Source organism: Pseudomonas sp. ZL2, assembly GCF_054788455.1.
This window is the reverse complement of record NZ_JBGOGX010000008.1, coordinates 1-14,953: the sequence shown is the minus strand read 5'-3', so window position 1 is coordinate 14,953 and position 14,953 is coordinate 1. Positions and strand designations below refer to the sequence as shown.

Sequence of the window (14,953 nt, the reverse complement as noted above, 5' to 3'; positions counted from 1 at the left end):
GCGGTGTTTTTGTGCAAGTGTGACAACAAAGGGTCATGCAAGTTGCCTGCAGGCACCACGCCTGTAGGAGCGGGCTTGTCCCGCGAGGCTTTTTCAGGCCATGCTGGGTGCCCTCCCCTCTTCCATCACTGGACCACGATGCTGACCTGGTTGAGCCGCGACACCCTCACCTTTCCGCCGCTGGACAAAGCCCTGCGCGACCCCAACGGCCTGCTCGCCGCCGGCGGCGACCTGAGCGCCGAACGCCTGGTGCAGGCCTATCGCCACGGCTGCTTCCCCTGGTACCAGGACGGCCAGCCGATCCTCTGGTGGGCGCCCGACCCGCGTACCGTGCTGTTTCCCGACGAATTGCACGTGTCGCGCTCGCTGCGCAAGCTCATCCGCCAGGGTCACTACCAGGTCAGCTTCGACCAGGACTTTGCCGCTGTCATCAACGCCTGCGCCGCCCCCCGCGACTACGCCGACGGCACCTGGATCACCGACAGCATGCAGGCGGCCTACCTGAAACTGCACCAGCAGGGCTTTGCCCATTCGGTCGAGGTGCGCCGCGACGGTGAACTGGTGGGCGGGCTGTACGGCCTGGCCATGGGCCGGCTGTTTTTCGGCGAGTCGATGTTCAGCCGCGCCGACAATGCCTCCAAGGTCGGCTTCGTGGCCCTGGTCGAGCATCTGCAACAGGCAGGATTCGTCCTGATTGATTGTCAGATGCCTACCGACCACCTGCACAGCCTCGGCGCCCGCGCCATCGCCCGGGCCACCTTTGCCGACTACCTGCAGCGTTATCTCGACCAGCCAAACCGCGCCAGCTGGGTTTGCTAGGCGAGTTTTTCCAGCTGGCTTACACTTAAAACAAAAGCACCTCCCGAGGGGTTGATCATGACAGAGCTGGCGCGGTTGAAGTTTTATGCCACTCAACCCCATTCCTGCAGCTACCTGCCAGACGAACAAGCCACCACGCTGTTTCTCGACCCGAGCCAGCCGATGGATGTCAACGTTTACGCAGACCTGTCGGAAATGGGCTTCCGGCGCAGCGGCGACCATCTGTATCGCCCGCATTGCCAGAACTGCAACGCCTGCGTGCCGGCGCGGATCCCGGCTGCACGCTTTCTGCCCAACCGCCAGCAAAAGCGCATCCTCAAGCGTAATGCCGACCTCACCGTCAACGCTGGCCGCCCGGCATTCAAAGAGGAATATTTCGAGCTTTACCGGCGCTACATCGAGCAGCGCCATGCCGATGGCGACATGTACCCCCCCAGCCGTGACCAGTTTTCCACCTTCCTGGTCCGCGACCTGCCATTTTCGCGCTTTTACGAGTTCCGCCTGGAAGACCGCCTGCTCGCCGTGGCGGTCACCGACCTGCTGCCCAACGGCCTCTCGGCGGTATACACCTTCTACGAGCCGGACGAAGAACGGCGCAGCCTGGGCCGCTTCGCCATCCTCTGGCAGATCACCGAAGCCCTGCGCCTGGGCCTGGACGCGGTCTACCTCGGCTACTGGATCAAAAACTGCAAAAAGATGAACTACAAGACCCAGTACCGCCCCATCGAGCTGTTGATCAATCAGCGTTGGGTGACGTTGAACTGAAATCATTGGCTTGAGGCCCATTTTTCGGGCACAATGCACGCCACTTTTTTTGCCTGGCGCAGCTGTGCACCGGGCCATTAACTGGACACCGAGGGCTTTACTGCATGTCGAAAGAAGACAGCTTCGAAATGGAAGGCACTGTCGTCGACACCCTGCCCAACACCATGTTCCGTGTGGAGTTGGAAAATGGGCACGTCGTTACCGCGCACATCTCCGGAAAGATGCGCAAGAACTACATTCGTATTCTGACCGGTGACAAGGTCCGCGTCGAACTGACGCCCTACGACCTGAGCAAGGGGCGCATCACCTACCGCGCCCGCTAAGCGACACCAACGAAAACGCCCGGCTAAATGCCGGGCGTTTTTGTTGGCTCTGGAAAAGCATCGCTGGCAAGTCGGGTCGCCGCACCGCAGCTCCCACAGGGATTGTGTGAGAGCTGGCTTGCCAGCGATGGGCTGCATAGCAGCCCCAGCCTGCCTTACGCCATCTCAGCCGTGGTCTCGAAGTCGAACACCAGTTCGCCATCGCGGATGTCGATGTGCACCACACCGCCATGCTCGGCCAGCTCGCCGAACAGGATCTCCTCGGCCAACGGCCGCTTGATCTTGTCCTGGATCAGCCGCGCCATTGGCCGCGCGCCCATCTGCGCATCGTAGCCACCGGCCGCCAGCCAACTGCGCGCCGCATCGCTTACCTCCAGCAACACGCGCTTGTCTTCCAGTTGCGCCTGCAGCTCGATGAGGAACTTGTCCACCACACTCTTGATCGTCTCGTGGCTGAGGCGGCCAAACTGGATGATGGTGTCCAGGCGGTTGCGGAACTCCGGCGTGAAGCTCTTCTTGATCACTTCCATTGCATCGGAGGAGTGATCTTGCTGGGTGAAGCCGATCGAGGCCCGCGCAGCGGTTTCAGCACCGGCGTTGGTGGTCATGATGACGATGACGTTACGGAAGTCCGCCTTGCGCCCGTTGTTGTCGGTCAGGGTACCGTGGTCCATCACCTGCAGCAGCAGGTTGAAGACTTCCGGGTGGGCCTTCTCGATCTCGTCGAGCAGCAACACGCAGTGCGGCTGCTTGGTGATGGCTTCGGTGAGCAGGCCGCCCTGGTCGAAACCGACGTAGCCCGGAGGCGCACCGATCAGACGCGAAACGGTATGCCGCTCCATGTACTCGGACATGTCGAAGCGTACCAGCTCGACACCCAGGGCCTTGGCCAGCTGTCGCGCCGCTTCGGTTTTACCCACCCCGGTAGGGCCGGCAAACAGGAACGAACCGACAGGCTTGTCCGGCGCCTTGAGGCCGGCACGGGACAGCTTGATGGCGGTCGCCAGCGAATCGATCGCCGCATCCTGACCGAACACCGTGAGCTTGAGGTCGCGCTCCAGGTTACGCAGCAGCTCCTTGTCGGAACTGGTCACGTGTTTTGGCGGAATCCGCGCGATTTTGGCGACGATGTCCTCGACTTGCGGCACGTCGATACGCTTGACCCGCTTTTCCACCGGCTGCAGGCGCTGGTAGGCACCCGCCTCGTCGATCACATCGATGGCCTTGTCGGGCATGTGCCGGTCATTGATGTAGCGCGCTGCAAGCTCGGCAGCGGCGCGCAGGGCCTCATCGCTGTACTCGATGTTGTGGTGACTCTCGAACCGCCCCTTGAGCCCGCGCAGGATGCCCACGGTGTCTTCCACCGATGGCTCGCTGACATCGACCTTCTGGAAGCGCCGCGCCAGGGCCCGGTCTTTTTCGAAGATGCCGCGAAATTCCTGAAAGGTGGTCGAACCGATGCAACGGATATCACCCGAAGACAGCAGCGGCTTGAGCAGGTTGGAGGCGTCCATTACCCCACCGGAAGCCGCACCGGCACCGATGATGGTGTGGATCTCGTCGATGAACAGGATCGCTTGCGGACGTTTGCGCAGCTCGTTGAGCAGCGCCTTGAAGCGCTTCTCGAAGTCACCGCGGTACTTGGTACCGGCCAGCAAGGCGCCCAGGTCCAGGGAGTAGACCACGCTGTGGGCCAGCAGGTCCGGCACCTGGCCGTCGACGATACGCTTGGCCAGGCCTTCGGCGATGGCGGTTTTACCGACACCGGCCTCACCGACCAGCAGCGGGTTGTTCTTGCGCCGACGGGCGAGGATCTGCGCCACGCGCTCGACTTCGAGCTCGCGACCGACCAGCGGATCGATGCGCCCCTGACGGGCCTGTTCGTTGAGGTTGCTGGCATAGGCATCCAGAGGATTGCCCGAGGATGACGTTTCACCGCCTTCCTCGTCCTGCATGTCCTGCTCGCCCTCGGAGTGCTCACCATGGCCAGGCACCTTGGAGATGCCGTGGGCGATGTAGTTGACCACGTCGATGCGGGCCACGCTCTGCTGTTTAAGCAGGAACACAGCCTGGCTTTCCTGTTCGCTGAAAATCGCAACCAGCACGTTGGCACCGGTGACTTCACGCTTGCCCGAGCTCTGGACATGGAAGACTGCGCGCTGCAGTACACGCTGGAAGCCCAGGGTTGGCTGGGTTTCGCGGTCCTCGTCGTGCACGGGGATCAACGGCGTGGTGGAGTCGATGAACTCCTGCAGGTCGTGTTTGAGTTTGTCGAGGTTTGCGCCGCAGGCGCGCAGAACGGTCGCGGCGGCCTCATTATCCAATAGTGCCAGCAGCAGGTGCTCGACGGTCATGAACTCATGACGTTTCGAGCGTGCCTCCTTGAAGGCCAGATTGAGGGTGACTTCGAGCTCGCGGTTTAACATAGCTTCACCTCATACCCAAGTGGCCGGCGATTAACCGTCCTTCTCGATTTCACAGAGTAGCGGATGCTGGCTTTCCCTTGCGTATTGGTTGACCTGCATGGCCTTGGTCTCGGCGATGTCACGGGTAAACAATCCGCACACTGCCCGTCCTTCTGTGTGGACGGCCAGCATGACCTTGGTCGCCAGCTCGCGATTCAGGTTAAAAAACACCTCGAGCACTTCGACGACGAAATCCATCGGTGTGTAGTCATCGTTAAACAAAACCACCTTGTACATGGGTGGCGCCTGCAGGGCCGGTTTGGCCTCCTGTACCGCCAGGCCAGAACCATCGTCCTCATGCGATTGCGGGCGATCCTGATTGAATGTTAGTCGAATCTGGCTATGTGCATGCATGGAAAGAATTTCATCATTTCGACAGGTTGGTTTATGGGTTGACCGCACAGGCGACGCGGGACAGCCGTCACCTCACCTTGACTATCGGCAAAACGGTGTTACAACCAATAAGAACCCACCGTGGTCGATAAAGATCCGCGCAGTCAACCAGAATTTTCGCAGGTTCATATGCGGATGGAGTGGATGATACTCCAGTGATGGAGTCCTTTGCAGAGGGATATGAGGATGGCAAGCGGTAAAGTCAAGTGGTTCAACAACGCCAAGGGCTATGGCTTCATCAATGAAGACGGGAAAACAGAGGATCTGTTCGCACACTACTCGGCTATCCAGATGGAAGGTTATAAAACCCTGAAAGCCGGACAATCCGTCAGCTTCGAGATCATCCAGGGCCCCAAAGGCTTGCATGCGGTCAAAATCGAGAATGCGACCGCACCAACCACAGCCTCCCCCACCCCCAGCCCGCAAACGACTGAAGCCTGAGCCGGCGATCAGACAAAAGAAAACCGGCCAGCCCGCAAGGACTGGCCGGTTTTCTTGTGCCGCTTACATGTGCTTGATCAAGGCATCACCGAAACCGGAGCTGCTGACCAGGGTCGCGCCGTCCATCAGGCGCTCGAAGTCGTAGGTCACGGTCTTGGCGGCGATGGCGCCGTTGGTGCCCTTGATGATCAGGTCGGCCGCCTCGGTCCAGCCCAGGTGACGCAGCATCATTTCGGCCGAGAGAATTACCGAACCCGGGTTGACCTGGTCCTTGCCGGCGTACTTCGGCGCGGTACCGTGGGTGGCCTCGAACATCGCCACGGTGTCGGACAGGTTGGCGCCCGGGGCAATACCGATGCCGCCGACTTCCGCCGCCAGGGCGTCGGACAGGTAGTCACCGTTGAGGTTGAGGGTGGCGATCACGTCGTATTCGGCCGGGCGCAGCAGGATCTGCTGGAGCATGGCGTCGGCGATGGCGTCCTTGACGATGACTTCACGGCCGGTTTTCGGGTTCTTGAACTTCATCCATGGGCCGCCATCGAGCAGCTCGGCGCCGAATTCGTTCTTGGCCACTTCGTAGCCCCAGTCCTTGAAGGCACCTTCGGTGAACTTCATGATATTGCCCTTGTGCACGATGGTCAGCGACTTGCGGTCGTTGTCCACCACATACTGCAGGGCCTTGCGCACCAGGCGCTGGGTGCCTTCCTTGGAGACCGGCTTGATGCCGATGCCGCAGTCCTGGTCGAAACGGATCTTGGTGACGCCCATTTCTTCTTTCAGGAACTTGATGACCTTGGTCGCTTCCGGCGAACCGGCCTTCCATTCGATGCCGGCATAAATGTCTTCGGAGTTTTCGCGGAAGATCACCATGTCGACGTCACCCGGCTTTTTCACCGGGCTTGGCACGCCCTGGAACCACACCACCGGGCGCAGGCAGACATACAGGTCCAGCTGCTGGCGCAGGGCAACGTTGAGGGAGCGGATACCACCACCGACCGGGGTGGTCAGCGGACCCTTGATGGAGACGACGTAGTCCTTCACCGCATCGAGGGTTTCCTGGGGCAACCAGGTGTCCTGGTCGTATACCTGGGTGGCTTTTTCACCGGCGTAGACTTCCATCCAGGAAATCTTGCGCTTGCCCCCATAGGCTTTCTCTACAGCAGCATCAACCACTTTGATCATGACGGGACTGACGTCTACGCCAATGCCGTCGCCTTCGATGAACGGGATGATCGGATTATCAGGAACATTGAGAGAATGGTCCGCATTGACGGTGATTTTGTCGCCGACTGCCGGAACCTTGATTTTCTGGTATCCCATGCTGCACTCCGTTTTTTTTGGTGTGGTTCGTCATCTGGATCCCCTGAGCGTACCCCAGTTGAACGGCAACGGGAACCACGTGCGCAAATGCCCTGCGATAGGGCAGCAACGCCTACATCTTTGGTCTAAAAAAGCCCCTGCGACGGGTTGATCTTGATCAATACGACCAAGGCTTTGGTATACTCGCCCGGTGACCAAAGGGTCACTGGGGGCGAACCGTCTGAAACGAGACCTGCGGCCCCGACAAGACTGGGCTGTTACCGCAGTTCAGCCGTTTGACACTCGACTGATGCAATCCACCATCACCGCCCAGAATCTTCGACCTTCTGCTCATGGATGTGTCTGAGCGAAGCGCCTACCCTGCGCACCTCGAGATTCTGCGCACGCTCAGCAAAACAGAGAGTTAACCCGAATATGCCCACCCGATCCAAGATCATCTACACCTTCACCGACGAAGCCCCCGCCCTCGCCACCTATTCACTGCTCCCCGTCATCGAAGCCTTCACCGCTTGCGCCGACATCGCCGTAGAAACCCGGGACATCTCTCTGGCCGGCCGTATCCTTTCTGCCTTCCCTGAACAGCTCGGCGCCGACAAGCAAGTGGCCGACCATCTGGCAGAACTGGGCCAACTGGCAACCACACCAGAAGCCAACATCATCAAGCTGCCGAACATCAGCGCCTCGGTTCCGCAACTGAAGGCCGCGATCAAGGAACTGCAAGCCAAGGGCTTCAACATTCCTGATTACCCTGAAGCCGCCGCTACCGATGCCGAGAAAGAAGCCAAGGCTCGCTACGACCGCATCAAGGGCAGCGCCGTGAACCCGGTCCTGCGTGAAGGCAACTCCGACCGTCGCGCCCCGCTGTCGGTCAAGAACTACGCACGCAAGCACCCGCACAAGATGGGCGCCTGGGCTGCCGACTCCAAGTCCCACGTGGCACACATGAGCCAGGGCGACTTCTACGGCAGCGAGAAAGCCGCGCTGATCGACGCCGATGACAGCCTGCGCATCGAACTGCTGGACAAGAACGGCAACACCACCGTTCTGAAAGAAAAAACTGCGGTCAAGGCCGGTGAAATCGTCGACTGTGCAGTCTTGAGCACCAAGGCGCTGCGCAAGTTCATCGCCGCCGAGATCGAAGATGCCAAAGCCAAGGGCGTGCTGCTGTCGGTGCACCTGAAAGCCACCATGATGAAGGTCTCCGACCCGATCATGTTCGGCCAGATCGTTGCCGAGTACTACCAAGACGCGCTGAACAAGCACGCCGCAGTACTGGAGCAGATCGGTTTCAACCTGAACAACGGTATCGGCGACCTGTACGCCCGTATCAAGGCGCTGCCGGCCGAGCAGCAGGCGCAGATCGAAGCGGACATCAAAGCCGTCTACGACGTCCGCCCGGCCCTGGCCATGGTCAACTCCGACAAGGGCATCACCAACCTGCACGTGCCGAGCGACGTCATCGTCGACGCTTCGATGCCGGCGATGATCCGTGACTCGGGCAAGATGTGGAACACCGAAGGCCAGCTGCAAGACACCAAGGCCGTCATTCCGGATCGTTGCTACGCCACCATCTACCAGGCCGTCATCGAAGACTGCAAGCAACACGGCGCCTTCGATCCGACCACCATGGGCAGCGTGCCGAACGTTGGCCTGATGGCGCAGAAAGCCGAAGAGTACGGTTCCCACGACAAGACCTTCCAGGCCAAGGCCGACGGCGTGATCCGTGTGGTTGACGGCAAGGGCAACCTGCTGCTGTCCCAGGAAGTCGAAGCCGGCGACATCTTCCGCATGTGCCAGACCAAAGACGCACCGATCCAGGACTGGGTCAAACTGGCCGTCAACCGCGCCCGCGCCAGCAACACCCCGGCGCTGTTCTGGCTCGACCCGCAGCGTGCCCACGACGGCGTGCTGATCGAGAAGGTCCAGCAGTACCTGAAAGACCACGACACCGCTGGCCTGGACATCCGCGTCCTGTCGCCTGTCGAGGCCATGAAGGTTTCCCTGCAGCGCATCCGCGCCGGCCAGGACACCATCTCGGTTACCGGCAACGTACTGCGCGACTACCTGACCGACCTGTTCCCGATCATGGAGCTGGGCACCAGCGCCAAGATGCTGTCGATCGTGCCGCTGATGAACAACGGCGGCCTGTTCGAAACCGGCGCCGGCGGTTCGGCACCGAAGCACGTACAGCAGCTGGTTGAAGAGAACTTCCTGCGCTGGGACTCCCTGGGCGAGTTCCTGGCCCTGGCCGCTTCCCTGGAGCACCTGGGCACTGCCTACACCAACCCGAAAGCCAAGGTACTGGCGGCGACCCTGGACCAGGCCACCGGCCAGTTTCTGGACACCAACAAGTCCCCTGCGCGCAAGGTCGGCGGTATCGACAACCGTGGCAGCCACTTCTACCTGACCCTGTACTGGGCCCAGGCCCTGGCCGCCCAGAGCGACGACGCTGCCCTGCAAGCGCGCTTCGCGCCACTGGCAAAAGCCCTGGCCGAGCACGAAGCGACCATCGTCGCCGAGCTCAACGCCGTTCAGGGCAAGCCGGCTGACATCGGTGGTTACTACTACCCGGATGCCGAGCTGACCAGCAAAGTGATGCGCCCGAGCCAGACCTTCAACAGCGCGATTGCCGCACTGTAAGGTTCGCTTGACGTAACATCGAAAGCCCCGGCCACGCACCGGGGCTTTCGCTTTTCCGGACTACGGCAGTGCCCTATCGCTGGCAAGCCAGCTCCCACACGGTCAGCGGTGATCCTGTGGGAGCTGGCTTGCCAGCGATAGGGCCCGAGAAATCACCCAAGGATCCAGAACATGACCTGGCAACCCCACATCACCGTCGCCACCCTCATCGAAGACCAGGGCCGCTTCCTCATGGTCGAGGAGTTCAAGGCCGGCAAGCACGTATTCAACCAGCCCGCCGGCCACCTCGAGGCCAACGAAAGCCTGCTCGACGCCGCACTGCGCGAAACCCTCGAAGAAACCGCCTGGGAGGTCGAGTTGACCGGCCTGGTCGGCATCTACCTCTATACCGCCCCCAGCAATGGTGTGACCTACCAGCGCATCTGCTTCGCCGCGCGCCCGATCAAGCACCATCCCGAGCGCGCCCTGGACAGCGACATCGTCCGTGCCGTGTGGCTGAGCCGCGAGGAGCTGCTGGCCGACCCCGAGCGCTGGCGCAGCGAGCTGGTACCGCGCTGCATCGACGACTACCTGGCCGGCCCGCTGCACAGCCTGGCGTTGATCCGCGACTGACAGCAACGATGCCTTGAAGGCCGCAGCCTGATAGAATCGTTGTCTTTTTCCAGATACACAGCCGGTACCTATGACCAGTCCAGCACTTTACGAACCCGAAAAGACACGCGTTATCGTCGGCATGTCCGGCGGCGTGGACTCTTCCGTCTCCGCCCTCCTGCTGATGGAGCAGGGCTACCAGGTGGAAGGCCTGTTCATGAAGAACTGGGAAGAGGACGACGGCACCGAATACTGTACCGCCCGCGAAGACCTGGCCGACGCCCAGGCCGTGTGCGACCGCATCGGCATCAAGCTGCACACCGCCAACTTCGCCGCCGAGTACTGGGACAACGTCTTCGCGCACTTCCTGGCCGAATACAAGGCCGGACGCACGCCGAACCCGGACATCCTCTGCAACCGCGAAATCAAGTTCAAGGCCTTCCTCGACTACGCCCTGATGCTCGGCGCCGACCTGATCGCCACCGGCCACTATGTGCGCCGCCGCGACACTGATGGCCGCACCGAACTGCTCAAGGGCCTGGACCCGAACAAGGACCAGAGCTACTTCCTGCACGCGGTCGGCGGCAAGGAAATCGCCCGCACGCTATTCCCGGTCGGCGAACTGGAAAAACCCGAAGTACGCGCCATCGCCGAAAAACACGGCCTGGCCACGGCGAAGAAGAAAGACTCCACCGGCATCTGCTTTATCGGCGAGCGCCGCTTCAGCGACTTCCTCAAGCAGTACCTGCCGGCGCAACCGGGCGAGATCCAGACCACCGACGGCGAAGTCATCGGTCGTCACCACGGCCTGATGTACCACACCATCGGCCAGCGCCAGGGCCTGGGCATCGGCGGCCTGAAGGACGCCGGTGACGAGCCGTGGTACGTACTGGAGAAAGACCTCACCCGCAACGTGCTGGTGGTCGGCCAGGGTAACGAACACCCGTGGCTGTTCTCGCGCGCCCTGCTGGCGTCGGAGATCTTCTGGGTCAACCCTATCGACCTGTCCAGCCCTCGACGCCTGACGGCCAAGGTGCGCTACCGCCAAAGCGATCAGGGCTGCACCCTGGAACAGACCGCAAGTGGCTACCGCGCGGTGTTCGACGAGCCACAGCGGGCGGTGACCCCAGGCCAGTCGGTGGTGTTCTATGACGGCGAAATCTGCCTCGGCGGCGGCGTGATCGAAACCGCCGAGCCGTGGAGCGCGCGCGCATGAATGCCATGCAAGAGCAGTTGATTGCCTTGGGTGGCGTGTTCCAGGCCGCGGTGCTGGTTGACCGTATCGCCCGCACCGGCCAGGCCAGCGAGGCCAACCTTGGCTGCATGCTCGGCAGCCTGCTGGTGCGCGACCCCAAGGACACCCTGGAGGTGTTCGGCGGCGACGACCTCAACCTGCGTGACGGCTACCGCGCCCTGGCCAGCGCCCTGGAACGCGACCCGGGCAGCCTGCAGCGCGAGCCGCTGCGCTATGCACTGTCGATGCTCGGCCTGGAGCGTCAGCTGGCCAAGCGCGGCGACATGCTCGATGTGATCGGCAACCGCCTGCCGCAAATCCAGTCCCAGGCCGAGCATTTCGGCCTGGTGCATGAAAACGTCATTGCTTCCAGCGGCGCCCTGTACCAGGACACCCTGAGCACCCTGCGTCAGCGCATCCAGGTACACGGCGACATGCGCCACCTGCAACAGCCGAGCAATGCCTCGAAGATTCGCGCCCTGCTGCTCGCCGGTATTCGCGCCGCGCGCCTGTGGCGACAGCTGGGCGGACATCGCTGGCAGCTGGTGATCAGCCGGCGCAAACTGCTCAAAGAGCTGTATCCGATGTTGCGTGGCTGAACGCCAATCGCCGGCAAGCCAGCTCCCACAGGGACGGCATGCACTGCACCTGTGGGAGCTGGCTTGCCAGCGATGAGGCCAGCAAAAATCTACAGATTTACCGGCAGACCATTTGTCAGCCACCCGACCCGGGCGCGTTTTTCCTGTATGATATGCGCCCTTTTCAAAGCCTGACTGTCCGAGAACACCCCATGCAGCTTTCCTCGCTCACTGCGGTTTCCCCTGTTGACGGCCGCTACGCCGGCAAAACCCAGGCCCTGCGCCCTATTTTCAGCGAGTACGGCCTGATCCGTTTCCGCGCCCTGGTCGAGGTTCGCTGGCTCCAGCGCCTGGCCGCCCACCCGCAGATCGCCGAGGTTCCGGCCTTTTCCGCCGAAGCCAACACCCTGCTCAACGGCCTGGCCGATGAGTTCGCCCTCGAGCACGCCGAGCGCGTCAAAGAGATCGAGCGCACCACCAACCACGACGTCAAGGCCATCGAGTACCTGCTCAAGGAGCAGGCCGCCAAGCTGCCGGAGCTGGCCAAGGTCAGTGAATTCATCCACTTCGCCTGCACCAGCGAGGACATCAACAACCTGTCCCACGCCCTGATGCTGCGCGAAGGCCGCGATAGCGTGCTGCTGCCGCTGATGCGCCAGATCACCCAGGCCATCCGTGAGCTGGCCCACCGCTTCGCCGACGTGCCGATGCTGTCGCGCACCCACGGCCAACCGGCTTCGCCAACCACCCTGGGCAAAGAGCTGGCCAACGTCGTCTACCGCCTGGAGCGCCAGATCGCCCAGGTTGCCGCCGTACCGCTGCTGGGCAAGATCAACGGCGCCGTGGGCAACTACAACGCCCACCTGTCGGCCTACCCGCAGATCGACTGGGAAGCCAATGCCCGCGCCTTCATCGAAGACGAGCTGGGCCTGGTATTCAACCCCTACACCACCCAGATCGAGCCGCACGACTACATCGCCGAGCTGTTCGACGCGATCGCTCGCTTCAACACCATCCTGATCGACTTCGACCGCGACGTCTGGGGCTACATCTCCCTGGGCTACTTCAAGCAGCGCACCATCGCTGGCGAAATCGGCTCCTCGACCATGCCGCACAAGGTCAACCCGATCGACTTCGAAAACTCCGAAGGCAACCTGGGTATCGCCAACGCGCTGTTCCAGCACCTGGCCAGCAAGCTGCCGATCTCGCGCTGGCAGCGTGACCTGACCGACTCCACCGTGCTGCGCAACCTGGGCGTCGGTTTCGCCCACAGCGTGATCGCCTACGAGGCCAGCCTCAAGGGCATCAGCAAGCTCGAGATCAACGAAGCCCGTATCGCCGAAGACCTGGACGCCTGCTGGGAAGTCCTCGCCGAGCCGATCCAGACCGTCATGCGCCGCTACAACATCGAGAACCCCTACGAGAAGCTCAAGGAGCTGACCCGTGGCAAAGGCATCAGCCCTGAAGCGCTGCTGACCTTCATCGATGGCCTGGACATGCCGGCAGAAGCACGCACCGAGCTGAAGAAGCTGACTCCAGCCTCCTACATCGGTAACGCTGCGGCTCAAGCCAAACGCATCTGATCTGCACCCTGCGCGTAAACGCCCGGCTCAGCCGGGCGTTTTTATTACCGAAAGAAAATTACTTTTTTTCAATAGGTTACACATGAATCCTGATACTCCTCTGCAGCTTCTGGGCGGCCTCACTGCCCGCGAATTCATGCGCGACTACTGGCAGAAGAAACCCCTGCTGGTACGCCAGGCCTTCCCGGACTTCGAAAGCCCGATCGACGCTGACGAACTGGCCGGCCTGGCCCTGGAAGAAGAAGTCGAATCGCGCCTGGTCATCGAGCACGGCGAACGCCCATGGGAACTGCGCCGCGGCCCGTTCGAAGAAGATGCCTTCAGCACCCTGCCCGAGCGCGACTGGACCCTGCTGGTGCAGGCGGTCGACCAGTTCGTGCCGGAAGTCGGCGAGCTGCTGGAGCACTTCCGCTTCCTGCCAAGCTGGCGTATCGACGATGTAATGATCAGCTTTGCAGCGCCTGGCGGCAGCGTTGGCCCGCACTTCGACAACTACGACGTGTTCCTGCTGCAAGGCCAGGGCAAGCGCAACTGGAAGATCGGCCAGATGTGCGACAGCGACAGCCCGCTGCTCGAGCACGCCGACCTGCGCATCCTGGCCGAATTCGAGCAAAGCGACGAGTGGACCCTGGAGCCCGGCGACATGCTTTACCTGCCGCCGCGCCTGGCCCACTACGGCATTGCCGAAGATGACTGCCTGACCTACTCGGTGGGCTTCCGTGCGCCGGGCGCCGCTGAAGTGCTAACCCATTTCACCGACTTCCTCAGCCAGTTCCTGCCCGACGAAGAGCGTTACACCGACGCCGACGCCGAGCCGGTCAGCGACCCGCACCAGATTCAGCACGACGCCCTCGACCGCCTGAAAAAGCTGCTCACCGAGCACATGGGTGACGAGCGCCTGCTGCTGACCTGGTTCGGCCAGTTCATGACCGAACCGCGTTACCCGGAGCTGGTCAGCGGCGAGACGCTGGATGAAGTCGAGCTGATCGAGAGCCTGGCCCAGGGCGCGATTCTGATCCGCAACCCGAGCGCGCGCCTGGCCTGGTCGGAAGTCGACGACAACCTGCTGCTATTCGCCAGCGGCCAGAGCCGCCTGCTGCCGGGCGACCTGCGCGAACTGCTGAAGCTGATCTGCGCCGCCGATGCGTTGCATATTGAAAACCTTGAGCAGTGGCTTGAAAACGATCAAGGCATTACCTTGATCTGCGAACTGGTCAAACAAGGAAGCCTGGGGTTTGCCAATGAATAAGATCCGCGTCCGGCTCGCCGACTGGCAAAAAGACAACGCCGATATCCGCCGTATTCGTGAAGCCGTGTTCATCGCCGAACAGAACGTGCCGCCGGAGCTGGAATGGGATGCCGACGACAACACTGCCGTGCACTTCCTGGCCATGGAAGGTGACTATGCCATCGGCACCGCGCGCCTGCTGCCCGACGGCCATATCGGCCGGGTCTCGGTGCTCAAGGACTGGCGCGGGCTGAAGGTCGGCGACGCGCTGATGCAGGCGGTCATCGTCGAAGCGCAGAACCGTGACCTCAAGCAGCAGATGCTCAGCGCCCAGGTGCACGCCACGCCATTCTACGAGCGCCTTGGTTTCAAGGTGGTCAGCGAGGAGTTCCTCGAGGCGGGCATTCCGCACGTGGACATGGTTCGCGAGTCGCGCGAACTGGCCTGATTGCGATTGGGGCAGCCTTGCAGCCCATCGCCGGCAAGGCCGGCTCCCACAGGTTCGATGCCAACCTGATCCTTGTGGGAGCAACTGTCTTGATCAGGCTGTTTGCTCTCGCCAAGGGGTATTGT

14 protein-coding genes are annotated in these 14,953 nt (G+C 61.8%); 11 read left to right on the top strand and 3 right to left on the bottom strand.

Annotated elements, in window-relative coordinates; all coding sequences use genetic code 11:
• The first annotated feature begins 138 nt into the window (after nucleotides 1-138).
• From aat to infA, 3 genes are all read left to right on the top strand, one after another.
• Complete coding sequence (gene aat / locus ABM562_RS09095) at nucleotides 139-819, top strand: leucyl/phenylalanyl-tRNA--protein transferase (RefSeq protein ID WP_460421510.1); 681 nt, start codon at nucleotides 139-141, stop codon at nucleotides 817-819.
• Nucleotides 820-876: 57 nt separating this feature from the next.
• Entirely contained in the window at nucleotides 877-1,584 is a 708-nt protein-coding gene (locus ABM562_RS09090; protein ID WP_115087849.1) for an arginyltransferase, read from the top strand.
• A 104-nt stretch (nucleotides 1,585-1,688) separates the two neighbouring features.
• Nucleotides 1,689-1,907: a translation initiation factor IF-1 gene (gene infA, locus ABM562_RS09085; protein WP_002553999.1), complete on the top strand. Its 219-nt coding sequence runs from the start codon at nucleotides 1,689-1,691 to the stop codon at nucleotides 1,905-1,907.
• Nucleotides 1,908-2,062: 155 nt separating this feature from the next.
• Here infA and clpA read toward each other — a convergent pair whose 3' ends face one another.
• Complete coding sequence (gene clpA, locus ABM562_RS09080) at nucleotides 2,063-4,333, bottom strand: ATP-dependent Clp protease ATP-binding subunit ClpA (RefSeq protein ID WP_115087757.1); 2,271 nt, start codon at nucleotides 4,331-4,333, stop codon at nucleotides 2,063-2,065.
• 30 nt (nucleotides 4,334-4,363) lie between these two features.
• A complete protein-coding gene (gene clpS / locus ABM562_RS09075) occupies nucleotides 4,364-4,726 on the bottom strand; it encodes an ATP-dependent Clp protease adapter ClpS (protein ID WP_009400967.1) in 363 nt (120 codons plus the stop codon).
• A 225-nt stretch (nucleotides 4,727-4,951) separates the two neighbouring features.
• Between clpS and cspD the strand changes: the two genes are divergently transcribed.
• The gene (cspD, locus tag ABM562_RS09070; protein WP_134063333.1) at nucleotides 4,952-5,206 is read left to right on the top strand and encodes a cold shock domain-containing protein CspD; all 255 of its coding nucleotides are present in this window, start codon (nucleotides 4,952-4,954) and stop codon (nucleotides 5,204-5,206) included.
• 63 nt (nucleotides 5,207-5,269) lie between these two features.
• Here the strand turns inward: cspD and icd are convergent, their stop codons facing one another.
• Nucleotides 5,270-6,526: an NADP-dependent isocitrate dehydrogenase gene (gene icd / locus ABM562_RS09065; protein WP_123567421.1), complete on the bottom strand. Its 1,257-nt coding sequence runs from the start codon at nucleotides 6,524-6,526 to the stop codon at nucleotides 5,270-5,272.
• 414 nt (nucleotides 6,527-6,940) lie between these two features.
• On the opposite strand from icd, the gene ABM562_RS09060 reads away from it, so the two are divergent.
• From ABM562_RS09060 to ABM562_RS09030, 7 genes are all read left to right on the top strand, one after another.
• Nucleotides 6,941-9,166, top strand: a complete 2,226-nt coding sequence (locus ABM562_RS09060; RefSeq protein WP_346617620.1) for an NADP-dependent isocitrate dehydrogenase — start codon at nucleotides 6,941-6,943, stop codon at nucleotides 9,164-9,166.
• Nucleotides 9,167-9,337: 171 nt separating this feature from the next.
• Complete coding sequence (locus ABM562_RS09055; protein ID WP_460421508.1) at nucleotides 9,338-9,778, top strand: NUDIX hydrolase; 441 nt, start codon at nucleotides 9,338-9,340, stop codon at nucleotides 9,776-9,778.
• 70 nt (nucleotides 9,779-9,848) lie between these two features.
• Entirely contained in the window at nucleotides 9,849-10,973 is a 1,125-nt protein-coding gene (gene mnmA, locus ABM562_RS09050) for a tRNA 2-thiouridine(34) synthase MnmA (protein ID WP_460421506.1), read from the top strand.
• Nucleotides 10,970-11,590 carry a high frequency lysogenization protein HflD gene (hflD, locus tag ABM562_RS09045; RefSeq protein WP_045201395.1) on the top strand — a complete coding sequence of 207 codons (621 nt, stop codon included), beginning with the start codon at nucleotides 10,970-10,972 and terminating at the stop codon, nucleotides 11,588-11,590. Before mnmA ends, hflD begins: the two co-directional genes overlap by 4 nt.
• Nucleotides 11,591-11,781: 191 nt before the next feature.
• Nucleotides 11,782-13,152 (top strand): adenylosuccinate lyase, encoded by a 1,371-nt coding sequence (gene purB / locus ABM562_RS09040; protein WP_460421504.1) that lies wholly within the window; start codon nucleotides 11,782-11,784, stop codon nucleotides 13,150-13,152.
• Between the two features lie 82 nt (nucleotides 13,153-13,234).
• Nucleotides 13,235-14,401, top strand: a complete 1,167-nt coding sequence (locus ABM562_RS09035; protein ID WP_115087763.1) for a ribosomal protein uL16 3-hydroxylase — start codon at nucleotides 13,235-13,237, stop codon at nucleotides 14,399-14,401.
• Nucleotides 14,394-14,828: a GNAT family N-acetyltransferase gene (locus tag ABM562_RS09030; RefSeq protein ID WP_115087764.1), complete on the top strand. Its 435-nt coding sequence runs from the start codon at nucleotides 14,394-14,396 to the stop codon at nucleotides 14,826-14,828. Before ABM562_RS09035 ends, ABM562_RS09030 begins: the two co-directional genes overlap by 8 nt.
• Nucleotides 14,829-14,953 lie beyond the last annotated feature (125 nt).

Coding starts and splice junctions, on each gene's coding strand:
- ABM562_RS09090 (WP_115087849.1), top strand. CDS start 877: ATGACAGAGCTGGCGCGGTTGAAGTTTTATGCCACTCAACCCCATTCC.
- clpA (WP_115087757.1), bottom strand. CDS start 4,333: ATGTTAAACCGCGAGCTCGAAGTCACCCTCAATCTGGCCTTCAAGGAG.
- hflD (WP_045201395.1), top strand. CDS start 10,970: ATGAATGCCATGCAAGAGCAGTTGATTGCCTTGGGTGGCGTGTTCCAG.
- ABM562_RS09055 (WP_460421508.1), top strand. CDS start 9,338: ATGACCTGGCAACCCCACATCACCGTCGCCACCCTCATCGAAGACCAG.
- ABM562_RS09030 (WP_115087764.1), top strand. CDS start 14,394: ATGAATAAGATCCGCGTCCGGCTCGCCGACTGGCAAAAAGACAACGCC.
- aat (WP_460421510.1), top strand. CDS start 139: ATGCTGACCTGGTTGAGCCGCGACACCCTCACCTTTCCGCCGCTGGAC.
- infA (WP_002553999.1), top strand. CDS start 1,689: ATGTCGAAAGAAGACAGCTTCGAAATGGAAGGCACTGTCGTCGACACC.
- mnmA (WP_460421506.1), top strand. CDS start 9,849: ATGACCAGTCCAGCACTTTACGAACCCGAAAAGACACGCGTTATCGTC.
- clpS (WP_009400967.1), bottom strand. CDS start 4,726: ATGCATGCACATAGCCAGATTCGACTAACATTCAATCAGGATCGCCCG.
- ABM562_RS09035 (WP_115087763.1), top strand. CDS start 13,235: ATGAATCCTGATACTCCTCTGCAGCTTCTGGGCGGCCTCACTGCCCGC.
- ABM562_RS09060 (WP_346617620.1), top strand. CDS start 6,941: ATGCCCACCCGATCCAAGATCATCTACACCTTCACCGACGAAGCCCCC.
- icd (WP_123567421.1), bottom strand. CDS start 6,526: ATGGGATACCAGAAAATCAAGGTTCCGGCAGTCGGCGACAAAATCACC.
- purB (WP_460421504.1), top strand. CDS start 11,782: ATGCAGCTTTCCTCGCTCACTGCGGTTTCCCCTGTTGACGGCCGCTAC.
- cspD (WP_134063333.1), top strand. CDS start 4,952: ATGGCAAGCGGTAAAGTCAAGTGGTTCAACAACGCCAAGGGCTATGGC.